Below are 25199 nucleotides of genomic sequence, written 5' to 3'. Positions count from 1 at the left end.
CCGCTCAGTCTAGTGGCGCCCTGGACGGCGGGGATGCCGCATGACGACGGCTCACGCGCGCGCTGCGCGTTCCTTCACGGTGGAGGCGTACACGTCGTCGTACTGCTGCTCGCCGAGGCGCTGCAGAGCCACCATGATTTCGTCCGTCACCGAGCGCAGCACGTAGCGATCCGATTCCATGCCCTGGAACCGCGAGAAGTCGAGCGGTTCGCCGATCACCATGCCCACCCGGCCGACGCGCGGGATGGTGCGGCCGATCGGCATGACGGCATCCGTGTCCACCATGACGACGGGGATGACCGGCACCCGTGCTTCCAGGGCCATGCGCGCAAGCCCGGTGCGCCCACGGTAGAGCTTGCCGTCCGGGCTGCGGGTGCCCTCCGGGTAGATGCCCAGGAGGTCTCCCCGCCCGAGCACCTGCAGTCCGGTGTTCAGCGATGCCTCCGACGCCTTGCCCCCGGTGCGATCGACGGGGATCTGGCCGGTCGCCTTCATGAACATGCGGGTCGCCCAGCCCTTGAGCCCCGTGCCGGTGAAGTAGTCGCTCTTGGCGAGGAAGCTCATCGGACGGTCGATCATGAGCGGCAGGAAGATCGAATCGCTGACCGAGAGGTGGTTGCTGGCGAGGATGGCCGCCCCCGACGACGGGACATTCGTCCGGCCGACGATCCACGGTCGGAAGATCGCTTTGACGATCGGGCCGATCACGATGTACTTCATGACCCAGTAGAACATCAGGCGGGACTCACCTCTCTGTGACGATCGTCCGTGTCCACGATGCGACGAGGATAACCCGACGGCTCACTGACTGCGCAGTCCCGCGAGATCGGCGACGCCCACCATCCCCGCGTCGTTGCCGAGCGTCGCCGTGACGAAGCGCGCGGTCGGCCGATTGCCGAACCCGGGCAGCGAGGTCTCGTAGGCCAGGCGCGTGGGCTCGAGCAGAACCTCACCGAGGTCGGCGACCCCGCCGCCGATGACGTAGAGGTCGGGATCGAGAACGGCCTGGAACGCCCCGCAGGCCTCACCGAGCGCGGTGGCCACGCGGCGCACCGCCTCGACGGCGCCGGGGTCGTCCTCGGCGAGGAGTCGGGCCAGGTCGGGCCCGTGGACGATGCCGTCCGCGTCGCGGTGTGCGGCCAGCCGCTCGCCGATGCCCCCGGCCTCGGCGATGTCACCCAGTTCGCGCTGCAGGGCGCGTCCCGATGCGTACTGCTCGAGGCAGCCGTTCTGACCACAGCCACATGGGCGACCGCCACGGACGAACCGCAGATGACCGAGCTCTGCCGCGCTGCCGTTGGCACCGATGAGCAGACGGCCGTCGTTGATGACGGCACCGCCGACCCCGGTGCCGAGGGTCACCATCACCATGTCGGTGGATCCCTGTCCTGCACCGAAGCGGTACTCGCCCCAGCCCGCGGCGTTGGCGTCGTTCTCCAGCGTGACCGGACGGCCGATGCGCGCTTCGAACTGGGCGCGCAACGGCTCGTTGTGCCAGTCGATGTTGGGTGAGAGCAGCATCACCGAGCGGCTGCGGTCGATGTAGCCGGCGGCGGCGACGCCCACCGCGGAGACCTCGTGACGGGAGGCCAGCTCGTGCACCATCGCGGCGACGGCGTCGGCGAGCTCGCCGGTGTCGACTGGCGTCGCGACGCGCGCACGCTCGATGATCGCGCCCGTGTCGTCGACGACACCCCCGGCGATCTTCGTCCCCCCGATGTCGATGCCGACGTTGAGCACGGCGCTCCCTTCCGGCCGGCCCGGGCGGCACGGCATCCGAGAGTCTAGTGTGGACAAGACAGACCCACGGTCGGGGCAGGCCGTGCTTTTCGGCCGACGCTGTCTTCCATGGGACTGAGTTCCACCAGGAGTTAGACTCGATTCCAGCCGTCGATCGCCGACGCCACCCGGTACCGAAGGAGTTGCCGCCCATGAGCGCCGTACAGTTCGAAGTCCCCGCCGTCGTCGCCGCCGACCCGCAGGGCAACATCGCCGATCTTCTCGTCGAGCGCGTCAAAGCGACCCCGTCGTTGGCGCTGTTCGCCGTCCCGGACGGTGACGGCTGGCGCGACATCACCGCCGCCGAGTTCGAACGAGAAGTGATCGCGCTGGCCAAGGGCTTCGCCGCTGTCGGCATCGCTCCCGGCGACAAGGTGGGCTTCATCGCCCGCACCACCTACGAGTGGACGCTCGTGGACTTCGCCCTCTTCTTCGCCGGCGCCGTCATGGTGCCGATCTACGAGACGAGCTCGGCCGCGCAGATCAGCTGGATCCTCTCCGACTCGGGCGCGATCGCGGTGCTCGGCGAGTCCGCCGAGCACGCGGCGCGCATCGCCGAGATCCGCTCCGAAGTGCCGCTCGTCCGCGACGTCTGGTCGATGGAGGCCGGCGATCTCGACACTCTCCGCGCCGGCGGGAGCGCCGTCGAGGATGCCGAGATCGAGCGCCGTCGCCGCATCGCCGTCGGCTCCGACATCGCCACACTGATCTACACCTCGGGCTCCACAGGGCGACCCAAGGGGTGCGTCCTGACCCACAGCAACTTCGTCGAACTCTCCCGCAATGCCGCCAAGGCCCTCGCCGAAGTGATGAACACGCCCGGCGGCGCGTCGACCCTGCTGTTCATCACGACGGCGCACGTCTTCGCCCGCTTCATCTCGATCCTCGACGTCCACGCCGGCGTGAAGACCGGTCATCAGCCCGACACCAAGCAGCTGCTGCCGGCCCTGGGCTCGTTCAAGCCGACCTTCCTTCTGGCCGTACCCCGCGTCTTCGAGAAGGTGTACAACTCGGCGGAGCAGAAGGCGGAGGCCGGCGGCAAGGGCAAGATCTTCCGCGCCGCGGCTCACACCGCGATCGAGCACTCGCGCCTGCTGCAGGAGGGAAAGAAGGTCCCGCTGGGCACGAAGGTGAAGTTCGCCCTGTTCGACAAGCTCGTCTACAGCAAGCTTCGCGAAGCCATGGGTGGGCGCGTCACGTACGCCGTGTCGGGATCGGCCCCTCTGGGCGCCCGTCTCGGCCACTTCTTCCACAGCCTCGGCGTGACCATCCTCGAAGGCTACGGACTGACCGAGACGACGGCGCCGGCCACCGTCAACCTCGCAACGAAGTCGAAGATCGGCACCGTGGGCCCGGTGCTCCCCGGCGTCGGCGTGCGTCTGGCCGACGACGGCGAGATCGAGGTGCGTGGCGTCAACGTCTTCAAGGAGTACTGGCGCAACCCCGAGGCGACCGCCGCCGCGTTCGACGACGGCTGGTTCAAGACCGGCGATATCGGGGCCTTCGACACCGACGGGTTCCTCACGATCACTGGACGCAAGAAGGAGATCATCGTCACCGCCGGCGGCAAGAACGTCGCCCCGGCGGCGCTGGAAGATCCCATTCGGGCGAATCCGATCGTCGGTCAAGTGGTCGTGGTGGGAGATCAGAAGCCGTTCATCTCCGCACTGATCACGCTCGACCCCGAGATGCTCCCGGCATGGCTGGCGAACAACGGCCTGGCGGCAGACATGTCCCTCTCGGATGCCGCGAAGAACCCCCAGGTGCGAGCCGAGGTGCAGCGGGCGGTCGACATCGCCAACAAGAACGTCTCGCGCGCCGAGTCCATCCGCAAGTTCACCATCCTCGACACCGAATGGACCGAGGCGAGCGGGCACCTCACGCCCAAGATGAGCATCAAGCGCAACGTGATCCTGACCGACTTCGCGAACGAGATCGAGGACATCTACACGGTGCCGGTGACCACGACCAACGTGTCGTTGGGCTGATCGGGCGCAAGCGACGACGGGGCGGGCCGGACGGGCCGCCCCGTCGTCGTTTGTCCAGCGGTCAGAACCAGGAGGACTCGCGGATGCGACGCATCGCGACCTTGCGCTCCTCGGGACTGAGCCGGGAGATGTAGAGCATGCCGTCCAGGTGGTCGGTCTCATGTTGCAGCGCCTGCGCCATGAGCCCCTCGCCCTCGAGCACGAGTTCGTTACCGTCGAGGTCGACACCGACGACGCGAGCCCAGGGATAGCGCAGCGTCTCGTGCCAGAGATCGGGCACAGACAGGCATCCCTCTCCGACGAGGACCGGCTCACCCGACACCTCCGTCAGCACCGGGTTCAGCACGTAGCCGATGTCGCCGTCGATGTTGTAGCTGAACGCGCGCAGGCCGACGCCGATCTGCGGGGCCGCCACCCCCGCACGTCCGGGCAGCTCGACCGTGTCGAGCAGGTCCTGGACGAGTGAGCGGATGCCGTCGTCGATCACGTCGATCGTCGCACTGGGCGCGCGAAGGACCGGGTCGCCGAACAGCCGGATCGGACGGACGGCCATCAGGCGGCGACCCGCTGACGCAGGCTTTCGACGACGATGGCGGCGAGTTCGCGCGCGGCCTCGCGTGTCTCGGGCTGCAGGTCGCGGAAGACGATCGCGCTGCCCGACGCGATGTGCGCGTCGTACGGCACGCGGACGACGTGACCCACGCGCGTCTGGAAGTGCGACTGGAGTTCGCCGGCGCGCACGAGCGCAGCTCCCGGGCGCGCCGTGTTCAGCACGACGACCGCGGAGCGAACGAGGTCGGCGTAGCCGTTGCTCTCCAGCCAGGTCAACGTCTCCGAGGCCAGGCGCGCCTCGTCCACGCTCAGACCCGCGACGACGATGAGCTGGTCGGCGCGCTCGAGGGTGGCCGCCATGACGGAGTGGACGATGCCCGTGCCGGTGTCGGTGAGCACGAGGGAATAGAAGTGTGCGGCGACATCGGCCACCGCGTCGTAGTCGTTGTCGTTGAAGGCTTCCGACACATGCGGGTCGGTGTCGGAGGCGATGATGTCGAGCCGGGTGTGATCGCGCGCGACGATCTCCGAGATGTCGTTGAACCCCTGGACGTCGGCGTGGGCTCGCACCAGATCGCGGACCGTCTTGCCGCTCGAGCGTCCGATGCGCTCGGCGAGGGTGCCGCGGTCCGGGTTCGCGTCGACGGCGATCACCCGGTCCTCACGGGCGTCCGCAAGCGCCATGCCCAGCAGCGTCGTGATCGTGGTTTTTCCGACGCCGCCCTTTCGCGAGAGGACGGGGACGAACTTTGCTCCCCCGTGCAGCGGTGCGGCGATGCGCCGGTCGAGAGCCTTGCGCGCACGTGCGCGCTTGCTGTCGCCGAGGTTGATCCGACGTCCCGACAGCGTGTAGACGAGGTGCTGCCACGCTCCGTCCGGCTCCGGTCGTACCGCGTGGGCGGGATCGAGCAGCCGGTCGGGGGTGAGCAGGTCGGAACTCTCCCGTCCCGCCTCGAAATCGCCCAGTCGGCGCGACTGCAGCGCGATCTCGGACGTGCGGGGACGCAGGCGCTCGTGCTGCGCAGCGTCTGCGGTCGCGACCGGGGCCGACGTCAGTGCGACCGCTGCGGCATCGGCCACCCCTGCCCCGTCCGTCTCCTCGACGTCCTCGACGTCCTCGACGTGCTCGACGGCATCGACGACGAGAGCGGATGCGGCGGCGGCATCCGGCCGTTCGACGAGACTCCCGTGGATCTCCGCATCATCGTCGAGCACGACATCGTCGTCGAAGTCGTCGTCGTCGACCGCGACGGGCAACGCGACGTCGATCTGCGCGGTGGCACCGTCGACGATGCCGATCCCGGTCGTCTCGACGCCGGTCACACTCTCCAGCACGCCGTTGTCGGCGTCCTCGCTCGCAGTCTCGTTGCGGTCAGGCACGGCTACACACTCCAGTTCCGGGCCGTCGCCGTCGGGCTCCGGCCGATTCGGGTCGTCCTCGGGACGGCGCAGCCGCGGCGTCACCGCCGGGCCGCGGGGCGGGGTCCCGACCCCCATGGCTCGCGGGACGACTCACGCCCCCGCTCCAGGCTACTCGGAGGGTCGGACCACCAGCAAAAGATCGCCGGCCTCGACCGGCGTCGCCGCCTGGACGACGAGACGCTCGACGACGCCATCCACCGGTGCAGCGATGGCCGCCTCCATCTTCATCGCCTCGATGGATGCGACCGGCTGACCCGTCGAGACCCGATCACCCACCGCGGCCTTCAGCGTGACGACGCCGGAGAACGGAGCGGCGACATGGCCCGGCACGGCCGTATCGGCCTTCTCAGCCTGACGCACGTCGACCGCGATGGCGCGGTCACGCACGAACACCGGACGCAGCTGCCCGTTCAGCGTCGTCATGACGGTGCGCATGCCTCGCTCGTCGGCGTCACCGATCGCCTCCAGCCCCACGTAGAGCTGCACGCCGCGCTCGATCTCGACGACGTGCTCCGTTCCGGGCGCGAGGCCGTACAGGTAGTCCGCCGTGTCGAGGACGCTCAGGTCGCCGTATGCGTCGCGGATCTCACGGAAGGCCACTGTGGGGGCGGGGAACAGCAGCGAGTTGAGCGTGGCGCGCCGGGTCGCACTGCCGGCCTCGAGGTTCGCGGCATCGACGTCGGAGATCTCGGTGATCCCGGTGCGGATCTCGCGCCCGCGCAGCACCTTGGTGCGAAACGGCTCCGGCCAGCGCCCCGGAAGCTCACCCAGCTCCCCCGCCATGAAAGCGACGACGGAGTCGGGGATGTCGTAGGTGTCGGGGTTCTCGGCGAAGTCGGCGGGGTCGGCGCGCACGGCGGCGAGATGCAGAGCGAGGTCGCCGACGACCTTGGAGGAGGGCGTCACCTTCGGGATGCGTCCGAGGATCGCGTCCGCGGCGGCGTACATGTCCTCGATGAGCTCGAAATCCTCCGACAGTCCGAGAGCGATCGCCTGCTGGCGGAGATTCGAGAGCTGACCGCCGGGGATCTCGTGCCGGTAGACGCGTCCCGTCGGCCCGGGAAGACCCGACTCGAACGGACGGTAGAGACGGCGCATCGCCTCCCAATACGGTTCGAGTTCCGAGACGGCGCCGAGGTCGAGGCCGGTGTCGCGCTCGGTGTGCGCGAGCGCGGCGACGAGCGCGGACAGCGAGGGCTGGCTCGTCGTTCCTGCCATCGGGGCCGCGGCGGCATCCACGGCATCGGCGCCCGCGGCAGCCGCGGCCAGCAGCGTCGCGAGCTGTCCGCCGGCGGTGTCGTGCGTGTGCACATGCACCGGGAGCTCGAAGCGGTCGCGTAGTGCCCGCACGAGGCGCGCGGCGGCGCCCGGGCGGAGCAGCCCGGCCATGTCCTTGACGGCGAGCACGTGCGCCCCGGCATCCACGATCTGCTCGGCCAGCCGCAGGTAGTAATCGAGGGTGTAGAGGTCCTCGGTCGGTGACAGCAGATCGCCGGTATAGCAGAGGGCGACCTCCGCGAGCGTGGTGCCGGTGTGCAGCACGGCGTCGATCGCGGGGCGCATCTGGGAGACATCGTTGAGGGCGTCGAAGATGCGGAAGATGTCCACGCCGGATGCCGCGGCCTCCGACACGAAGGCATCGGTCACGCGCGTCGGGTAGGGCGTGTACCCCACCGTGTTGCGGCCTCGCAGGAGCATCTGGATCGCCACGTTCGGCAGCGCGGCGCGCAGGGCGTCCAACCGTTCCCAGGGGTCTTCGCCGAGGAAGCGGAGCGCGACGTCGTAGGTGGCGCCGCCCCAGGCCTCTACCGAGAGCAGCTGGGGTGTGAGCCGGGCGACGTAGGGCGCGACCGTCACCAGGTCTCGGGTGCGCACGCGCGTGGCCAGCAGCGACTGGTGCGCGTCACGGAACGTCGTCTCGGTGACGGCGAGAGGCGTCTGCGCGCGCAGCGTCGCCGCGAACGCGGCGGGTCCTTGTGCGAGGAGCCGCTGTCGCGAACCCGCGGGAGGGGCTACCGAGAGGTCGACGGGCGGTAGCTTCACGCGCGGGTCGACGATGGCGGGGCTCTCTCCGTGCGGACGGTTGACGGTCGTCTCGGCCAGCCAGGCGACGATCTTCGACCCTCGATCCTTGGACGCGCGACCGCGCAGCAGCTCGGGGCGCTCGTCGATGAACGACGTGCTGATGTCGCCCGCGACGAATGCCGGATCGTCCAGCACCGCCTGAAGGAAGGGGATGTTGGTCGAGACGCCGCGGATGCGGAACTCGGCGAGGGCGCGTCGCGACCGCACGACCGCGGCGCCGAAGTCCCGTCCGCGGCACGTGAGCTTGGCCAGCAGCGAATCGAAGTGCGGGCTGACCTGCGACCCTGCGGCTGTCGTCCCCCCGTCGAGGCGGATGCCGGCGCCGCCCGGCGAACGGTATGTGGTGATCTTTCCCGTGTCCGGGCGGAAGCCCTGCGTCGGGTCCTCCGTCGTAATGCGACACTGTAGCGCCGCCCCACGCACGCGGATCTGATCCTGACGCAGTCCGAGGTCGGCGAGCGTCTCCCCCGCGGCGATCCGCATCTGCGATTGCACCAGGTCGACGTCGGTGACCTCTTCGGTCACGGTGTGCTCCACCTGGATGCGCGGGTTCATCTCGATGAAGACGACCTCGCCGGCGCGGGGGCCCGCCGTCTCGAGCAGGAACTCCACCGTTCCCGCGTTCTCGTAGGCGATCGACCGGGCGAACGCGATCGCGTGCGCGTGCAGCGCCGCGGCGATCTCGGGGGCGAGATTCGGCGCCGGCGCGATCTCGATGACCTTCTGATGGCGCCGCTGCACCGAGCAGTCCCGCTCGTACAAGTGCACCGTTTCGCCCGCCTTGTCGGCGAGGATCTGCACCTCGACATGGCGCGGCCGCTGCACGGCCTGCTCGAGGAAGACGCGGGCGTCGCCGAACGCGGCATCGGCCTCGCGCATCGCCTCCGCGATCGCCGGGGCCAGCTGCGCCGCGCTCTCGACGCGGCGCATGCCCCGTCCGCCGCCGCCGGCGACGGCTTTCACGAAGATCGGGAAGCCGATCCCGTCTGCGTGCGCGACGAGAGCGTCGACGTCATCGGACGCGGGCGTCGAGCGCAGCACCGGCACGCCAGCCGCGATCGCGTGCTCCTTTGCGGTCACCTTGTTGCCGGCCATCTCGAGCGCGCGGGACGGCGGGCCGATGAAGACGATGCCGCTGCGCGCGGCTGCCGCGGCGAGCTCGGGGTTCTCCGAGAGGCAGCCGTAGCCGGGGTAGATGGCGTCCGCGCCCGACTCCTTCGCCACGCGGATGATCTCATCGACGTCGAGATACGCGCGGACGGGCTGGCCGACGGTGCCGATCTGGTAGGCCTCGTCGGCCTTCAGACGGTGCAGGGAGTAGCGGTCTTCGTAGGGGTAGACCGCCACCGTGCGCGCGCCGAGTTCGAAGGCGGCACGAAACGCCCGTATTGCGATCTCTCCGCGGTTGGCCACCAGGATCTTGCGGAACATGCGGACCTCTTCTCCGAGCGGCTCCCGCGTGCCGAGAGACCAGATTCCCCGACGAGCCCCCTTTTCACGAGGGCCTGAGTGTCCTCACAGCCTAGAGGACGGTAACGTAGAGCCTCGTGCACGTACTCTCCGTCTCCTCGCTCAAGGGGGGTGTCGGCAAGACCACCGTGACTCTCGGCCTCGCCTCCGCGGCGTTCGCCCGAGGGGTGCGGACTCTCGTCGTCGACCTCGACCCTCAATCTGACGTGTCGACGGGCATGGACATCCAGGTGGCCGGCCGGCTGAACGTGGCCGACGTGCTCGCCAACCCCAAGGAGAAGGTGGTCCGCCAGGCCATCACGTCCAGCGGTTGGGCCAAGGTGCACCCGGGCACGATCGACGTCATGATCGGCAGCCCGTCGGCGATCAACTTCGACGGCCCGCACCCGAGCGTGCGCGACGTCTGGAAGCTCGAAGAGGCTCTGGCCACCATCGAGGCCGACTACGACCTCGTGCTCATCGACTGCGCCCCCTCCCTCAACGCGCTGACGCGCACCGCGTGGGCGGCTTCTGATCGGGTCATCGTGGTGACCGAACCGGGCCTGTTCTCGGTCGCCGCGGCCGATCGCGCGCTGCGCGCGATCGAAGAGATCCGTCGCGGTCTGTCTCCTCGCCTGCAGCCTCTCGGAATCGTCGTGAACCGCGTGCGGCCGCAGTCGATCGAGCACCAGTTCCGCATCAAGGAACTGCGCGACATGTTCGGGCCGCTCGTCCTGTCGCCGCAGCTGCCCGAGCGCACGTCGCTGCAGCAGGCGCAGGGCGCCGCGAAGCCGCTGCACATCTGGCCGGGCGACTCGGCTCAGGAGCTCGCCGGCGACTTCGACGCGCTGCTGGACCGCGTCATGCGCACAGGCCGGATCACCGCCGGCGAGCAGCGCGCCTGAGCCTCACCCGCACACCCACAGCGCTCGTCGAGCGAAAGCGCACACAGCGCCCGTCGCGACGCCGCGTCAGGCGGACTTGACGGCGCGACGAGCGGCGAGCTCGTCGACAGGGTCCGGGGCCTGCGGGTCGAAGTCGAGCAGCGTCGATTCCACCTCGTGCAGCACCTTGCCGACAGCGATGCCGAACACGCCCTGACCCCGGCTGACGAGGTCGATGACCTCGTCGTTCGAGGTGCACAGGTAGACGGAGGCCCCGTCGCTCATCAGCGTGGTGCCGGCCAGATCACGGATGCCGGCGACGCGAAGCTGCTCGACCGCGGTGCGGATCTGCTGGAGAGAGATGCCCGTGTCGAGCAGTCGCTTGACGAGCTTGAGCACCAGGATGTCGCGGAAACCGTACAGACGCTGCGATCCGGAGCCGCTGGCTCCACGGACCGTGGGCTGCACCAGTTCGGTGCGCGCCCAGTAGTCGAGCTGGCGGTAAGTGATACCGGCAGCGCGTGCGGCGACCGCACCGCGGTAGCCGACCTCGTCATCCATCTGCGGCAGACCGTCGGTGAACAAGAGCTCGGTGGCGAAGCGGACCTCATCAGGCGCATCGTGCGCAGTCATGCTCGCCTCCACGGGGACAGTCTGTCGTTTCCTCCACGGTAGATCAGGGCCGTGCCTGCGGCAACGACATCCGCATCCCGACCCCCGGCGTGTCGCGTCACCGTCACGGCGCGATGCGGTCCAACGCCGCGTGCGCGAAAGCGGCGCGCACTTCGTCCAGACGACGAAGCAGCTCGGGCGCGAGCTCGCTCGCGCGTGCGCGCGACACCGCATCCGAGCGCCGCAGCAGAGGTGTCAGAGCGCTCTCTACGAGCGCGACCTCGCGCTCCGCGGCCTGCCGGATGCCCCGCACGTGCCGGGGTTGGATGCCGTGTCCGTCGAGGGCCACGAGTGCACGCAGCACGCTAAGCGTCTTCTCGTCATAGCTCTCGGCTGCCGCGATGAGCCCGGCGCGCACCGCGTCGTTCAGCAATGCCGCCGACGCGCCTGCCGTCCGCAGCTGTTCCTCGCGGCGGTAGCGACGCGGGGCGGTGACGATCGACGCCGTCGCCGGGGGCGCGACGGCGCCGCCGTGCTGTTCGTCGAGGTAATCACGGATACGCGCCAGAGGCATGTAGTGGTCGCGCTGGAGCGTGAGTGCGGTTCGCAGTCGCTCGACATCGATCGGCGAGAACTTGCGGTACCCCGATTCGGTGCGAAGCGGCGTGACGATGCCCTGCACCTCGAGGTAGCGCAGTTTGCTCGCGCTGAGATCGGAGAACTCCGGCGTCAGGCGGGCGAGCACCTGACCGATGCTGAGATAACCCGAGGACGACGCGCGTCCACGGGGCGAGGCAGCCGGGCTCACCCGCTCGTCACCTGACCGCGGTCGGCCGGCGACGCGAAGAAGTTGAGACGGAACTTTCCGATGCGCACCTCGGAGCCGTCGACGAGCACGGCGCGGTCCACACGCTCGCCGTTGACGTAGCTGCCGTTCAGGGAACGCTGATCGACGAGCTCGAAGACAGCGCCGGTACGCGTGATCTCCGCGTGACGACGAGAGACGGTCACGTCATCGAAGAAGATGTCGGCCTCGGGGTGGCGCCCGACGGTGGTGACGTCGGTGTCGAGCAGATAGCGCGCGCCCGCCGTGGGGCCAGAGCGGACGAGCAGCAGCGCAGCGCGCGACGGAAGCGCATCGATCGCCTCACGCTCCACGTCCGTCAGATCTGTGCCGAACGGCACGAAGGACAGGTCGGAGTCGTGACCGAACGTCTGGGTGGTGTCGGCGGAGCCGCCACTCCCGGCGTCACGTCGGATACCGCTGACACCAGCGTCTCGAGCGTTCTCTTCCACCATGGCCTCCTTCCCCTTCACCCTAACGGATCGGCCCGGGCTGCGAACCCCCGCGCACGACGCGGTTTCGCGTAGCGTGCTCCCCGATGCCGCCGAGCGGTGAACACGGCGGCGTGTGTCGATGTGTGACGACGCCCGCGCGGCCGGCGATCCGCCCGACGTAGCCTGATCGCACCGCCGACACCGGCGGCATCCACGAGAGGAACCCCGTGTCCGCGAAGCAGAACCGCCTCACGCCCGACCCGGTGCGTCAGGATGCCATCTGCATGTGCGCGACAGGAGGATCCTGCTCCTCGTTCGCCGCCGGTCACGCCGTCCACCTGATCCAGTCGAGGCTGGTGTCGGCCACGCCCAGCGAGTGGGTCGACGCGATCGCGGTGCACTCCACGACGGATGGCACGCTCACCGTTCTCACTCTGGAGGGCCGCGAGATCGAACTGTGGAACGGATCCGGGGCCGCGGCGTCCGTGCCGCAGGGCGCGCCCGTGGCACTCCACCCGCGCTATCACGCCCTCCACGCAGGGGGACGACTCTACAACGTGCTCGTGGGCTGAGCCGCGAGAGACAGAGGCCCGCTCAGGCGGCGGCCATCATCGCGTCCTTGACGGCCATGCACGCGTCCATGCAGGCGCGGCAGGAGTCCGCGCACATGGCGCACACGGGGCTGTCATCAGCGTGCATCATGCACATGTCCATGCACGTCTGACACATCGCGATGCAGGCGTCGAGCATCGCCATCATCGACGCCGGCGTCATGCCCGGCATCCGCAGCATGGCACGCATCATGGTGTTGCACATGTCGGCGCAGTTCATGCACGACGGGGCACAGTCCATCATCTGCATCGAGCACACCGTGCAGGCCTGCTCACAGGCGGCACAGGCGTCCATGCAGGCCTGCATGACCGCGGCATCCATCGCGGGCATCTCGGCCATCGACATCTCGCCGGCCATCGCTTCCATCATCCTGGCGTCCATCTCGCACCGTCCTTCCGGTCACGGCGAGCGCGACGCTCGCCTGCCGCCATGCTAGGACTCCGACCCGGCGCACAACAGGCGCGGATAGGGTCGAGGACGTGATGTCACACAGAGTTCATACGTTCCGTTCGGTCCTGGTCGGCCTCGTCGCGCTCCTGCTCGGAGGGCTCTCCATCGCCGTGGCCACTCCTGCCTGGGCGCATGATGAGCTGATCGGCGCCGACCCGAGCATCAACGCCGACGTCGGCGCGCTGCCCGCCCAGATCACCATGACGTTCAGCGGCGTGCTGATGGACGAGCCCGGCGCGACGCAGGTCGTGGTCACGGATGCCGCGGGAGCCTCGCTCACCGACGGCGATCCGACGCTGGACGGCACGCATCTGACACAGGGGCTCGCCGGCAACGCGTCCGGCCCGGTGACGGTGACCTGGCGCGTGGTCTCCAGCGACGGCCACCCGGTCGCGGGGCAGTACACGTTCACCGTCGCCGGCGGTGCCACGCAGAGCCCGTCGACCGGCGAGACGACGACCACGCAGACGCTGACGGCGACGCCGACATCGAGCGGCGACGCAGGCGTTCCGGTGTTCGTCTGGGTGCTGCTCGGCCTGGTGGTCGCGGCCGCGCTCGGCGCCCTCGTGGCGGTGCTTCTGCGGAAGTCCCGAGCCACCCCCGAGGACTAGGCTGAGAGCATGCCTCATTTCAACGTCGTCGTCCTCGGTGCCGGCCCTGGTGGCTATGTCGCGGCGGTCCGCGCCGCCCAGCTCGGCCAGTCCGTCGCCATCATCGAAGAGAAGTACTGGGGCGGTGTCTGCCTCAACGTCGGCTGCATCCCCTCCAAGGCGCTCCTGAAGAACGCCGAGATCGCCCACACCCTGAAGCACAAGGCCGACTTCTTCGGCATCACTGGTGAGTTCAGCCTCGACTTCGGCACGGCGTGGGACCGGTCGCGCGTCGTGGCCGACGGCCGCGTCAAGGGCATCCACTACCTGATGAAGAAGAACAAGGTCACCGAGTTCGAGGGCCGGGGCACCTTCACCGGCCCCAAGGCGATCTCGGTCGCCAAGAGCGACGGCTCCACCGAAGAGGTCACCTTCGACAACGTCATCATCGCGACCGGCTCGACGGTGCGCCTGCTCCCGGGCGTGACGCTGAGCGAGAACGTCGTGACGTACGAGGAGCAGATCCTCACCCGCGACCTGCCGAACTCGATCGTCATCGTCGGCGCCGGCGCCATCGGCATGGAGTTCGCCTACGTCATGACGAACTACGGCGTGAAGGTCACGATCATCGAGTTCCTCGACCGCGCCCTCCCGAACGAGGACGCGGACGTCTCGAAGGAGATCGCGAAGCAGTACAAGAACCTCGGCGTCGACCTCCTCGTCTCGACCAAGGTGGAGTCGGTCGTCGACTCCGGCGACAAGGTCACGGTGACCTACACCGACAACAAGAGCGGCGCGCAGGGCTCGATCGAAGCCGACAAGGTGCTCATGTCGATCGGCTTCGCTCCCCGGGTCGAGGGCTTCGGCCTGGAGAACACCGGTGTGAAGCTCACCGAGCGCGGCGCCATCGAGATCGACGACTTCATGCGTACCAACGTCGAGGGCATCTACGCCATCGGTGACGTCACGGCCAAGCTGCAGCTCGCCCATGTCGCCGAGGCGCAGGGCGTCGTCGCCGCAGAGACGATCGGTGGCGCGGAGACCATGGCCCTCGGCGACTACCGCATGATGCCGCGTGCGACCTTCTGCTCGCCGCAGGTGGCGTCGTTCGGCTACACCGAGGCGCAGTACAAGGAGACCGGACGCGAGTACAAGGTCGCGACCTTCCCCTTCATGGCCAACGGCAAGGCGCACGGCCTCGGCGAGCCGGTCGGCTTCGTCAAGCTCATCGCGGATGCCGAGCACCTCGAGCTCGTCGGCGGCCACCTCATCGGCCCCGACGTGTCGGAGCTGCTGCCGGAGCTCACCCTCGCCCAGAAGTGGGACCTGACCGCTCTGGAGCTGGCGCGCAACGTGCACACCCACCCGACGCTGTCCGAGGCTCTGCAGGAGGCCTTCCACGGTCTCGCGGGACACATGATCAACCTCTGAGCTCCGTGAGCTCTGGAGTACGCTGACTCCTACGACTGACGCCGCCCCAACCGAAGCCGGGGGCGGCGTCAGTGGTTTCCGGCATCCGACGTCCGTTCGTCCGTCCCTTCTCGACGCCATCCGCAGGCGAAAGCGACGAGACGGGACGGACGGCCGTCAGAGCCCGAGCGTGCGAGCGAGCTTGGAATCGGATGCCGCGGGGCGTCCGCCCACCGCCGCGACGGCAGCGGTGACCGCGTCGAAGAGCGCGGTGCGGGCACCGTCGGCCGGCGCGGCAGGACCCAGCTCGAACTCCCACTCGCGCCACGTCGTCTGCACACCGCGGACCTCGTCGGTCGCGACGACGTGGTCGTCGACGAACTCCGCGACGAGCGCGCCCACCTCGTCGCGGAGGGCGTAGGCATGGCGGTCGTTGACGATGCGGGCAATCGGCGCCAGGTCTCCGGCGGCGATCTCGGCCACGGCGTCGGCGACGGCATCCGGGACGGTCACCTCACCGGCGGGCGCGCTCGCTGGCGCCTCATCGAGCGGCCAGTGCGTCTCGAGCCGCCCGCCGTCGGCGGTCTTGGGCCCCTTGATGTGCCATCCCTCGTCCGGTCCTCCGGTGCGGCGGCGCACCGCGTAGCCGGCGCGCCCCAGGGCGAAGCCCGGCACGTCCAAGTACCGGGCATCGAGGTCGCGACGCGCGGGCCCATCGACGACGGCGACACCCGGCAGACCCGACAGGTCGGGCAGCGGGGTGTCGCCGTGGACGTCGAACGTCAGCTCGATCTCGAGCGCGCGCTGGGGCTGCGGCGTCACTCGTCCCGGCCGTCGGGGTCGGGATCGATGTCGTCCTCCGCCTCCACGAAGTGGAACTCGGCGGACGTCGGGCCGTCACCCTCGCCGGTGTTCTCGGCCGCGCCGGTGCGCTCGTAGACGATCTGGGTCTCGCTGTAGGGCAGGATCAGCCGGTCCTGGCTCTCGTCGGCCAGGGGAAGGACCTGCCCGTCCAGCGGGCCTCCGTGCAGTCGTGCGATCGCCATGGTGTACCTCCGACGATGGAGCGGAATGTGGAACTCCAGCCTATCCTGGACGATTCAGTGGGTCGGGAAGCCCAGGCTGATCTGGCTCTCGCTGGGGTCGGGCCACCGCGTCGTGACGACCTTCCGGCGCGTGTAGAAGTTGAACGCCTCCGGGCCGTACATGTGCGTGTCGCCGAACAGCGAGTCCTTCCAGCCGCCGAACGAGAACGCCCCGATCGGCACGGGAATGGGGACGTTGACCCCGACCATTCCGACCTCGATGTCGTACTCGAACTGGCGGGCGGTCTTGCCGTCGCGGGTGAACACCGCGGTGCCGTTGGCGTAGCGGTTGTCGTTGATCAGCGCAACGGCGTCGTCGTAGGAGGCGACACGCACGACCGAGAGCACCGGCCCGAAGATCTCCTCGTCGTAGACGCGCATGCCCGGCGTCACGGCGTCGACGAGCGACGGTCCGATGAAGAACCCGTCGCCGTCCACCGCGAGCTCGCGGCCGTCCACCACGATGCGGGCGCCCTCGTCCGCAGCTCCCGCGACGAAGCCGCGGACACGCTCGAGGGCATCGCGCGTGATCAGCGGGCCCATGTCGCTGTCGGGGTCGGTGCCGTCGCCGACGACGAGTCCGCCGATGCGCTCGGCGACCTTCGCGACCAGCGGGTCGGCGACGTCGCCGACCGCGACGACGACCGACACGGCCATGCAGCGCTCCCCCGCCGAGCCGTAAGCCGCCGAGACCGCGGCATCCGCGGCGGCGTCCAGATCGGCATCGGGCATGACGATCATGTGGTTCTTCGCTCCGCCCAGCGCCTGCACGCGCTTGCCGTTCTCGGCGGCACGCGCGTAGATGTACCTGGCGATCGGGGTCGAGCCTACGAACGACACGGCGCGCACGATCGGGTCGTCCAGCAGTGCGTCGACCGCCTCCTTGTCGCCGTGGACGACGTTCAGGATGCCGTCGGGAAGCCCCGCCTCGGCGAAGGCCTCGGCCAGCCACACCGCCGCCGACGGGTCGCGCTCGCTGGGCTTGAGGATCACGGCGTTGCCGGCGGCAATGGCGGTCGTCACCATCCACAGCGGCACCATCGCGGGGAAGTTGAACGGCGTGATGCACGCGACCACACCCACCGGCTGACGCACCTGGTGCACGTCGACGCCCGACGCGACCTGCTCGGAGTAGTCGCCCTTGAGGTGGTGCATCAGACTGGTGCAGAACTCGACGTTCTCGAGCCCTCGAGCCACTTCGCCGAGGGCATCGTCCACCGTCTTGCCGTGCTCGGCGGTGATGATGCGGGCCAGCTCCTCGGCGCGGGAGGCGACGATCTCGCGGAGGCGGAACATCACCTGCTGACGTTTGCCGAGGCCGGTGTCGCGCCAACCACGCTGAGCGGCCTGGGCGCGGCGGGCGGCCTCGTTGACGAACGCGGCCGAGGCCAGGGCGACCTCTCCGCTCTGCCGGCCCGAGGCGGGGTTGAAGACCGGACCGGTCCGGCCTTGGGGGCTGACGCGTTCTCCGGCGACGATGTGCGGGATCACGGTGACCGAGCCGGTGGGATCGGCGGAGGTCTGCGGTGCGGATGCGGTGGTCATGGATTGCCCTCTCGATCGGGGTGTGCAGGGGATGGCGGGTCAGGCGGCGGACGCGCCGTCGCGGGACGGGTCGTAGCCGCGGAGGGTGCCGTCCGGCGAGGCGAACCGCGCGACCAGCGTGCAGTCCTTGCCCCCCAGGCCTTCGGCGATGAGGTCGTCGAGCTGGCCGAGCGCGAGACGCGCCGCCGGCAGGTGCACGCCGGTGTCGTCTCCGGCCTGTACGGCCAGTGCGCAGTCCTTGCGGGCGAGCTCGACGGAGAAGGTCGCGTCGAAATTCTTGTTCGCCGCCGCCTTCTCGACGATGCCCGGCACCGGATACCAGGTGCGCAGCGCCCACGAGTCGGCCGACGAGACGCGGGCGACGTCCCAGAACACCTGCGGATCCAGACCGAGCTGCTCCGCGAGTTGCGAGCCTTCCGACACGGCCATGACCGAGATGAAGAGCATCATGTTGTTGACGAGCTTCGCGGCGATGCCGGCTCCCGCCTCACCGCAGGCGATGACGTTGCCTGCCATCGGCGCCACGACCTCCCGCGCCCTCTCCACGTCGGCGGCACCTCCGCCGAGCATGAACGTCAGCGTGCGCGCCTCCGCGCCCGCGGTTCCGCCGGAGATCGGCGCATCCACGAACGACAGACCGCGCTGCTGCGCTCCGGCGTGGCACCAGCGCGATGTCTCCACGTCGACGGTCGAGGTGTCCAGCAGCAAGGTCGACGGCGCCGCGTGCGCAAGGATGCCGTCGATGCCCCCGTACACGCCGCGGACGTGCTCGGGCTTGGGCAGCGAGGTGATCGCGGCATCCGCGCCGTCGAGGGCCTCGGCAACCGAGGAGACGATCTGCACTCCCCGCTCGGCGGCGGCCGCCGCAGCAGCGGGGTTGAGGTCGACGCCATGGACGGTGTGCCCCGCGGCAACGAGGTGCGCCGACATGGGCGCACCCATGTGACCCAATCCGATGAAGGCGATCGTGGACATGAGACTCCCTTCGACACCGGCGACGGTCGTCGTCGCGGGCAGTGGCCGCCGTCGTCCTCGACGTCGCCCGTGGCCAGCGTAGGCACCGCGTGACCGTGGATCAATGCACACACTCGCCGCAAACTTGCACCGCAGGTGTGCACTGGTGCACACTCGTCGGCATGCCTGCCGCTCCCCCGGATCCCCCACTGGACGCGCTGATGACATTCCTGTCGGTCGCGCGCCTGGGTCGCTACACGGCCGCCGCCGAGGTTCTCGGGGTCAATCACTCCACGGTGTCCCGTCGGGTCACGGCGCTCGAGTCCGCGATGGGAGGACGTGTCCTGGTCCGCACCGCCGGCGGCTGGGAGGTCACCGATCTCGGTCACCGTGCGGTGACGATCGCCGAGCGCATCGAAGCGTCACTGCGCGAGCTCATCGACGGGGAGAACGCCGATGCCGTGCACGGCATGGTGCGCGTCTCCGCCCCCGATGCCTTCACCTCGGTCTTCCTCGCACCGGCGATGACCGCTCTGCGACGCGAGCACCCGCAGCTCGCGGTCGAGCTGCTCTCGGCGACGCAGCGTGTCCGCCAGAACCGCTCCGGCGTCGATCTGGAGATCGTCGTCGGTCGACCTCAGGTGCTGCGGGCGTACGCGACGCCGGTCTGCGCGTACGCGCTTCGTCTCTACGCGACACCCGACTATCTCGACGAGGCGGGTAGGCCCGACTCGATCGCCGAGCTGGCCGCACACCCCCTCGTGTACTACGTGGAGAGCTCGCTGCAGGTCGATGAGCTCGACCGCGCGCTGCAGGAGCTGCCGGACTCGCCGGCATCCGTCCGTTCGACGAGCGTCTTCGCACACGTCGAGGCGACGGCGGCCGGAGCGGGCATCGGCATCCTGCCCGATTTCCTCGGCGACGCCGACCCGCGCCTGACCCGGGTGCTGGACGGCGCCTACGCGCACCCTCTCGCCTACTGGGCCGTCGCTCGCGACGAGGGGCCTCGAAACCCCGCCGTCGCCGCCACCTTGGAAGCCCTCATCTCGTACATCGAAACGGTCCGAGGATGAAGCCGTTCCTGCTGCTCGGGACCCGGGCGGAGGACGTACCCGCCGACGAGGAGTACCGCCTCTTTCTCCGCTTCACCGGGCTGTCGCCGGACGAGCTCGTCCGCGTGCGGATGGAGGCAGGGCCCCTCGGAAAGGTGGACCTGGACGCGTACTCGGGCATCTTCGTGGGCGGCGGGCCGTTCAACGCGTCGGATCCGATCGAGAAGAAGTCACCCGCGCAGCGGCGCGTCGAGGCGGAGATCGCCGCCCTTCTCGACGAGGTGGTGGCGCGGGACTTCCCCTTCTTCGGCGCCTGCTACGGCGTGGGAACCCTCGGCGCACATCAGGGCGCTGCCATCGACGGCACCTACCGGGAGCCCATCAGCGTCATCGAGGTCGACAAGACCGGCGCCGGGCACGACGACCCGCTGCTGGCCGGCCTGCCCGACCGCTTCGCGGCATTCGTCGGCCATAAGGAGGCGATCTCCGCGTTGCCGGTGACGGCGACACTGCTCGTTCGAGGCGAGGCCTGTCCCGTGCAGATGTTCCGCGTGGGCCGCAACGTCTACGCCACACAGTTCCACCCGGAGTGCGACGTCGAGGGCATCAGCACACGCGTCCGGGCGTATGCCGACTACGGGTACTTCGGAGCGGACGAGCTGGAACTCACCCTCGCGGCGGTGCGCCGGCTGCCGGTCGTGCACACCGGCAGTATCCTGCGTGCGTTCGTCGAACGCTACGCCCGCTGACACCGCGTGCGCAGGCGCGAGCCGAAATGCAAGGGATGCCGCGCGACACGCCGCCGCATCCCTCGCGGAGGCGGCGTGCCGGTCAGCACGCCTTGCAGTTGCGGACAGGCAAGGCAAGGCGAGGCGAGGCGGCGCGTTTCGACTCGTCGCTGCGCTCCTCGCTCAACGACCGGGACGCGAGGCGGGCCGGTCGTTGAGCGAGCGCAGCGAGTCGAAGCCGCTGACAGCTCTCAGAGCAGGGGCGGCGTGTGCCAGATGCGCTCGATATAGTCGCGCATCGAGCGGTCGGACGAGAAGAAGCCGGAGCGCGCGACGTTCAGGATCGCGGACCGGGTCCACGCATCCTGGTCGACGTAGGCGGCATCCGCCCGCTCCTGCGTCGCGACGTACGACGAGTAGTCGGCCAGCACCATGAAGCGGTCGTCGTAGAGCAGGTTCGACACGATCGGCTCGAACACGCTGCGATCGCCGCCCGAGAACGCGCCGGAGGCGATGAGATCCATCGCCCGGCGGAGGTTCTCGTCACCCTGGTAGAAGTCGGCGGGCTTGTAACCCCGGGCCCACAGCGCCTCCACTTCGGGCTCGCTCATGCCGAAGAGGAAGAAGTTGTCATCGCCCACGAGCTGACGGATCTCGACGTTCGCGCCGTCGTCGGTGCCGATCGTCAACGCCCCGTTGAGGGCGAACTTCATGTTCCCGGTGCCGGAGGCCTCCTTACCGGCGAGCGAGATCTGCTCCGACAGGTCGGCGGCCGGGATGAGGCGCTCGGCAAGTGTGACGTTGTAGTTCGGCGGGAACAGCACCTTCAGACGCCCCTCGACGCGCGGATCGGCGTTGACGACCTCTCCGACGGCGTTGATGAGGTGGATGATGCGCTTGGCCATGGCATAGCCCGGAGCGGCCTTCGCGCCGAAGATGACGGTGCGCGGCAGGACGTCGGATGCCGCGACCCGCCCCGACACGATGCTCTCGTACTGCGTGACCACGTGAAGGAGCTTGAGCATCTGCCGCTTGTACTCGTGCAGACGCTTGACCATGACGTCGAGCATGTGGCCGTCGCTGATCTCGAGACCGTCGCGCGCCCGCAGCGCATCGCCCAGGCGACGCTTGTTGGCGGCCTTGACCTCGGCGAACGCCTGACGGAACTGGGGATCTTCGGCGTACGCCTCGAGTTCGCGCAGACGCTCGAGGTCGGTGAGCCACCCCGTGCCGATCGCCTCCGTGATCAGCTCGGACAGCCCGGGGTTGGCGAGGCGCACGAAGCGGCGCGGAGTGATGCCGTTCGTGACGTTCGTGAACTTGCCCGGGAAGAAGTCGTTGAAGTCCGGCAGCACCTTGTCGCGCAGCAACTGCGAGTGCAGTTCGGCGACGCCGTTCACCTTCGCACCGGCGACCGTGGCGAGGTACGCCATCCGGACGCTGCGCTCGGGGAACTCGCCGATGATCGACATGTTGCGGATGCGCATCTCGTCATCGCCGTAGCGTTCGCGCACCGCCTCGAGGAACTCTTCGTTGATGCGGTAGATGATCTCCAGATGGCGCGGCAGAAGCCGCCCGAGGAGGTCAACCGACCAGACCTCCAGCGCCTCCGGCAGCAGCGTGTGGCAGGTGTATGCGAAACACTGCTGTGTGATCGCCCAGGCGGCATCCCACTCGAGCTTCTTCTCGTCCACGAGCACCCGCATGAGCTCGGGGACGCCGATCACCGGGTGGGTGTCGTTGAGCTGGAAGATGACACGGTCGGGCAGTTTGTCGATGTCGAAGTCAGCCGGGAGGGTGTGCTCCAGGAAGTCGCCGATGGATGCCGCGACGAAGAAGTACTGCTGCTGCAACCGCAGTTCCTTGCCCTGCGGCGTGGAGTCCTCGGGGTAGAGGACCTTGGAGATGTTCTCGGCGAACGTCTGGGCGCGCACGGCCTCCTCGTAGTCGCCGGAGTTGAAGACGCGCAGGTCGAACGAGTCGGTCGCCTTGGCACTCCACAACCGCAGCGTGTTGACGCGCCCGTTGAGGTAGCCGGGCACCATGTAGTTGTAGGGGACGGCGAGCACGTCCCAGCCCGGCACCCAGCGCGACCGGGTGACGCCGGCGTCGTCGTAGGTCTCGGTGTGGCCGCCGAAGGAGATGCGGCGTGCCGCCTCGGGGTGCGGGAACTCCCAGGGCGAGCCGAGCGTCAGCCACGCGTCGGGCTGCTCGACCTGCTGTCCGTCGACGAACGTCTGGCGGAAGATGCCGTACTCGTAGCGGATGCCGTAGCCGATGTTGGGCACGCCCATCGTCGCGAGCGAATCGATGAAGCAGGCCGCGAGGCGCCCGAGGCCGCCGTTGCCGAGCCCGGGTTCGACCTCCTGTGCACGCAGGTCGTCGATGTCGATGCCGCACGCGGTCATCGCCTCGGTTGCGATCTCGGTGAGGCCGCTCGCGAGCAGGTTGTTGTCCAGTTGACGGCCCAGCAGATACTCGGCGGAGAGGTAGCAGACACCCTTGGCCTGGACGACGCGCTGTCGGCGGAGGTCTTCGAGCCACCGGGCCATGAGGTAGTCGCGCACGGTCATCGCGAACGCGAAGTAGCGGTCGTTCGGGCTGGAGGCCGACAATGCGACGCCCCGCTCGTAGTTGAGGTTGCGCAGGAACTGTCGGACGAATCCGTCCACGGAACTGGCGGGCCCGGTCACGGGCGCGAGCGCCAGGGGGTGGGTCGCGCTCAGCGGGTGGGGCGCGGGAGCAGGAGCGGTTACGGCTTCGGGTTCTGACACAGATCACACGCTAACGTGCACCCCCGCCGGATGCACATCGACGGGGGTCATCTTCACGAGGCCCTTACCTGGTCGTTACATCCGCCCGCGACGAGGCGGCGGAGCGCTCGCGCTCGCCGCGTTCGGCGCGGCGCGCCGCTTCGAGCTCGGCTGTGGCGAGCGCGACGGCGTTCTCCGCCGTCCGCACCCGACGCTGGAGGAAGGTCGCAGACCCGTAGCGCGCACGCACGCGGTCGTCCTGCTCCTCCGCGACGGTGAAGATGTACGACGTGGAGATCAGGATCACCTGCGCCGACAGGTTGACCCAGAGCAGCAGTGCGATGAGCGATGCGAACGAGGCCAGCAGCGGGTTCGACGTGGCTCCGCCGACGAAGAGCCCCGACAGCTGCTGCAGCACCGTGAGCCCGACGGCGCCGATCAGGGCCCCCGTCCACAGCGCCGTAGCCGACGCCCGCACCCCCGACAGCACCCGGAACAGCACCGCGACGACGACGGCGTCCAAGACGAAGGTGACGAGAATGGCCAGCCAGCGGGTGCCCCACGCGATGGCCGGGTCTTCGCGGGCCAGACCCAGCCACTGGGCGACGACGTCGAGTCCGGCGGTGCCGATCATGGTGACGGCGGCGGAGGCCAGCAGCGCGGCGCCGACGCCGACGGCCAGCGCAAGGTTGCGCAGCAGGACGATCCACACGGGAACGTCGTCGATGAGTTTGTCGCACACGATGCGCATCGCCGTCCGCAGCGACCCGATCGCACCGATCGCGGCACCGACGAGACCCACGAGCGAGAGCGCGCCGGCGATCGACAGGCCGACCGGGAGCGAGATCTTGTCGACATTCACGAGACCGTTCTCGCCGACGAGGCCGGGCACAGCCCGGTCGACGGCCGCCACGAGCGCCCGCCACGCATCCGCGTCGCCGGAGAGCCACAGGGCGGCGATCGAGAATCCGAGCAAGACCGCCGCGAAGAGGCTGAACAGCGTGCGATAGGTGACGCTGTCGGCGAGCATCGGCCCCCGCCGTTCGCTGTAGCGCAGGAACGCTCGCACCGGCGTGAGCGTCAGGGCGCGCGCGATGATGCGGGACAGATCCATGCCGCCCAGGATATACACCTCACGCACGACGCACAGGGCCTTGACAGGGGCCGCCGTGCGTCACACGAGGTCGGCGAGCACTCCGATCCACGTCCCGATGACGAGGAACGGCCCGAAGGGGATGCGGGTCGACCTGGTCGCCCGTCGCGCGGCCAGCAGGACGATGGCGACGACGCCCGCAGCGAGGAAAGCGGCGACGACCCCGAGGAGCACGGCAGACCATCCGACCCAGCCGAGAAGCACGCCGACGAGCGCGGCCAGCTTGACGTCGCCGCCGCCGATCGCCCCGCGCCCCGCCACGCGCAGCAGCACGAAGAAGACGAACAGCGCGGCGCCGGCACCGAGCGCGCGCACCAGCGCGGCCCATGGGCCGCCGAACGCACAGGACGCCGCGAGAAGCGCGATCGTCACGATCAACGCAGGAAGAACGATCCTGTTCGGCAGGCGGTGCGTGCGCACGTCGACGACGGTGAGGACCACGCCGGCCACGGCGGCGACGAGGTAAGCCGACGCGGCGAGGATCGTGGCCGGATCAGCCATCGAGAACCTCCAGCGCCACCCGTACGGTGCCCGCGGAACCGATGCCCTCGGCCTCGCGAACCGATCGCTTCAACGGCAACACGTAGCGTGCGCGGTGCGCGTCGGGGAAGACGGACGTGCGCCACTGCGAGCCGCCGATGACGACCGCGACGCGGACGGCGCCGAATCCGCGCGGCGGCCGCGGGAGGTCGCGGATGTCGGCACTGAGCTCGCCCGGCAGCTCGACGAAGTACCAGTCCTCGCGCCGGGCGTCCCAGCGAAAGATCTCCCCGTCGAACTCGAAGCGCACGCGGTCATCGTAGCGACCTCGTGCGCCG

At 69.2% G+C, this 25199-nt stretch carries 24 protein-coding genes; 7 read left to right on the top strand and 17 right to left on the bottom strand.

The features are described from left to right. Window positions 1–51: 51 nt before the first annotated feature. Together BGN98_RS05125 and BGN98_RS05120 are read right to left on the bottom strand one after the other, a co-directional pair. Window positions 52–735: a lysophospholipid acyltransferase family protein gene (locus BGN98_RS05125; protein WP_005049096.1), complete on the bottom strand. Its 684-nt coding sequence runs from the start codon at window positions 733–735 to the stop codon at window positions 52–54. A gap of 66 nt (window positions 736–801) precedes the next feature. Beyond that, window positions 802–1740 carry an ROK family glucokinase gene (locus BGN98_RS05120; RefSeq protein ID WP_005049094.1) on the bottom strand — a complete coding sequence of 313 codons (939 nt, stop codon included), beginning with the start codon at window positions 1738–1740 and terminating at the stop codon, window positions 802–804. 191 nt (window positions 1741–1931) lie between these two features. Here BGN98_RS05120 and BGN98_RS05115 point away from each other — a divergent pair, with 191 nt between their 5' ends. Continuing rightward, a complete protein-coding gene (locus BGN98_RS05115; protein WP_005049092.1) occupies window positions 1932–3767 on the top strand; it encodes an AMP-dependent synthetase/ligase in 1836 nt (611 codons plus the stop codon). A 61-nt stretch (window positions 3768–3828) separates the two neighbouring features. On the opposite strand, the gene BGN98_RS05110 is transcribed toward BGN98_RS05115, so the two are convergent. From BGN98_RS05110 to BGN98_RS05100, 3 genes are read right to left on the bottom strand one after another with little or no spacing between them, the layout of a single operon-like run. Continuing rightward, window positions 3829–4320, bottom strand: coding sequence for a peptide deformylase (locus BGN98_RS05110; RefSeq protein WP_005049090.1), 492 nt, complete (start codon window positions 4318–4320; stop codon window positions 3829–3831). Then, window positions 4320–5816 (bottom strand): MinD/ParA family ATP-binding protein, encoded by a 1497-nt coding sequence (locus BGN98_RS05105; RefSeq protein ID WP_288119988.1) that lies wholly within the window; start codon window positions 5814–5816, stop codon window positions 4320–4322. Before BGN98_RS05105 ends, BGN98_RS05110 begins: the two co-directional genes overlap by 1 nt. A 33-nt stretch (window positions 5817–5849) precedes the next feature. Next, window positions 5850–9257, bottom strand: coding sequence for a pyruvate carboxylase (locus tag BGN98_RS05100; protein WP_288119986.1), 3408 nt, complete (start codon window positions 9255–9257; stop codon window positions 5850–5852). Between the two features lie 116 nt (window positions 9258–9373). Between BGN98_RS05100 and BGN98_RS05095 the strand changes: the two genes are divergently transcribed. Further along, on the top strand, window positions 9374–10180 hold the full coding sequence (locus tag BGN98_RS05095; protein WP_005049082.1) for a ParA family protein: 807 nt from the start codon (window positions 9374–9376) through the stop codon (window positions 10178–10180). Between the two features lie 66 nt (window positions 10181–10246). Here the strand turns inward: BGN98_RS05095 and BGN98_RS05090 are convergent, their stop codons facing one another. From BGN98_RS05090 to BGN98_RS05080, 3 genes are all read right to left on the bottom strand, one after another. Beyond that, window positions 10247–10792: a MerR family transcriptional regulator gene (locus tag BGN98_RS05090; RefSeq protein ID WP_005049079.1), complete on the bottom strand. Its 546-nt coding sequence runs from the start codon at window positions 10790–10792 to the stop codon at window positions 10247–10249. Between the two features lie 103 nt (window positions 10793–10895). Then, window positions 10896–11579 carry a transcriptional regulator FtsR gene (gene ftsR / locus BGN98_RS05085; RefSeq protein ID WP_288119983.1) on the bottom strand — a complete coding sequence of 228 codons (684 nt, stop codon included), beginning with the start codon at window positions 11577–11579 and terminating at the stop codon, window positions 10896–10898. Further along, window positions 11576–12070: an FHA domain-containing protein gene (locus BGN98_RS05080; RefSeq protein WP_183043632.1), complete on the bottom strand. Its 495-nt coding sequence runs from the start codon at window positions 12068–12070 to the stop codon at window positions 11576–11578. The genes ftsR and BGN98_RS05080 overlap by 4 nt, the downstream gene beginning before the upstream one ends. A gap of 206 nt (window positions 12071–12276) precedes the next feature. Here BGN98_RS05080 and BGN98_RS05075 point away from each other — a divergent pair, with 206 nt between their 5' ends. Next, on the top strand, window positions 12277–12621 hold the full coding sequence (locus BGN98_RS05075; protein WP_005049071.1) for a hypothetical protein: 345 nt from the start codon (window positions 12277–12279) through the stop codon (window positions 12619–12621). Window positions 12622–12643: 22 nt separating this feature from the next. Here the strand turns inward: BGN98_RS05075 and BGN98_RS05070 are convergent, their stop codons facing one another. Continuing rightward, window positions 12644–13042: a four-helix bundle copper-binding protein gene (locus tag BGN98_RS05070; protein ID WP_288119979.1), complete on the bottom strand. Its 399-nt coding sequence runs from the start codon at window positions 13040–13042 to the stop codon at window positions 12644–12646. 101 nt (window positions 13043–13143) lie between these two features. On the opposite strand from BGN98_RS05070, the gene BGN98_RS05065 reads away from it, so the two are divergent. Then, window positions 13144–13722, top strand: a complete 579-nt coding sequence (locus BGN98_RS05065; RefSeq protein WP_204946875.1) for a copper resistance CopC family protein — start codon at window positions 13144–13146, stop codon at window positions 13720–13722. A gap of 9 nt (window positions 13723–13731) precedes the next feature. Then, a complete protein-coding gene (gene lpdA / locus BGN98_RS05060) occupies window positions 13732–15132 on the top strand; it encodes a dihydrolipoyl dehydrogenase (RefSeq protein WP_204946874.1) in 1401 nt (466 codons plus the stop codon). A gap of 156 nt (window positions 15133–15288) precedes the next feature. Here lpdA and BGN98_RS05055 read toward each other — a convergent pair whose 3' ends face one another. From BGN98_RS05055 to BGN98_RS05040, 4 genes are read right to left on the bottom strand one after another with little or no spacing between them, the layout of a single operon-like run. Continuing rightward, window positions 15289–15933: a CYTH domain-containing protein gene (locus tag BGN98_RS05055; protein ID WP_036286534.1), complete on the bottom strand. Its 645-nt coding sequence runs from the start codon at window positions 15931–15933 to the stop codon at window positions 15289–15291. Beyond that, on the bottom strand, window positions 15930–16157 hold the full coding sequence (locus BGN98_RS05050; RefSeq protein ID WP_036286536.1) for a hypothetical protein: 228 nt from the start codon (window positions 16155–16157) through the stop codon (window positions 15930–15932). Before BGN98_RS05050 ends, BGN98_RS05055 begins: the two co-directional genes overlap by 4 nt. Before the next feature lie 54 nt (window positions 16158–16211). Beyond that, window positions 16212–17741: a CoA-acylating methylmalonate-semialdehyde dehydrogenase gene (locus BGN98_RS05045; RefSeq protein ID WP_061681745.1), complete on the bottom strand. Its 1530-nt coding sequence runs from the start codon at window positions 17739–17741 to the stop codon at window positions 16212–16214. Window positions 17742–17780: 39 nt separating this feature from the next. Beyond that, a complete protein-coding gene (locus BGN98_RS05040; protein ID WP_016465379.1) occupies window positions 17781–18716 on the bottom strand; it encodes an NAD(P)-dependent oxidoreductase in 936 nt (311 codons plus the stop codon). Between the two features lie 200 nt (window positions 18717–18916). On the opposite strand from BGN98_RS05040, the gene BGN98_RS05035 reads away from it, so the two are divergent. Both BGN98_RS05035 and BGN98_RS05030 read left to right on the top strand, forming a co-directional pair. Continuing rightward, the gene (locus BGN98_RS05035; RefSeq protein ID WP_036286540.1) at window positions 18917–19768 is read left to right on the top strand and encodes a LysR family transcriptional regulator; all 852 of its coding nucleotides are present in this window, start codon (window positions 18917–18919) and stop codon (window positions 19766–19768) included. After that, complete coding sequence (locus tag BGN98_RS05030) at window positions 19765–20496, top strand: glutamine amidotransferase (protein ID WP_288119970.1); 732 nt, start codon at window positions 19765–19767, stop codon at window positions 20494–20496. The genes BGN98_RS05035 and BGN98_RS05030 overlap by 4 nt, the downstream gene beginning before the upstream one ends. Window positions 20497–20726: 230 nt before the next feature. On the opposite strand, the gene BGN98_RS05025 is transcribed toward BGN98_RS05030, so the two are convergent. The 4 genes from BGN98_RS05025 to BGN98_RS05010 form a co-directional block, all read right to left on the bottom strand. Beyond that, on the bottom strand, window positions 20727–23249 hold the full coding sequence (locus tag BGN98_RS05025) for a glycogen/starch/alpha-glucan phosphorylase (RefSeq protein WP_288119967.1): 2523 nt from the start codon (window positions 23247–23249) through the stop codon (window positions 20727–20729). Window positions 23250–23313: 64 nt separating this feature from the next. After that, window positions 23314–24342: a YihY/virulence factor BrkB family protein gene (locus BGN98_RS05020; protein WP_288119964.1), complete on the bottom strand. Its 1029-nt coding sequence runs from the start codon at window positions 24340–24342 to the stop codon at window positions 23314–23316. Between the two features lie 60 nt (window positions 24343–24402). Further along, the gene (locus tag BGN98_RS05015) at window positions 24403–24882 is read right to left on the bottom strand and encodes a prepilin peptidase (RefSeq protein ID WP_288119961.1); all 480 of its coding nucleotides are present in this window, start codon (window positions 24880–24882) and stop codon (window positions 24403–24405) included. Next, complete coding sequence (locus tag BGN98_RS05010) at window positions 24875–25171, bottom strand: DUF1905 domain-containing protein (protein ID WP_036318308.1); 297 nt, start codon at window positions 25169–25171, stop codon at window positions 24875–24877. Before BGN98_RS05010 ends, BGN98_RS05015 begins: the two co-directional genes overlap by 8 nt. Between the last annotated feature and the right edge of the window lie 28 nt (window positions 25172–25199).

The organism is Microbacterium sp. 69-7 (assembly GCF_001897985.1).
Classification (GTDB): domain Bacteria; phylum Actinomycetota; class Actinomycetes; order Actinomycetales; family Microbacteriaceae; genus Microbacterium; species Microbacterium laevaniformans.
The sequence above is the reverse complement of the archived record's forward strand: the minus strand, read 5'-3'. Positions and strand labels throughout refer to the sequence as shown.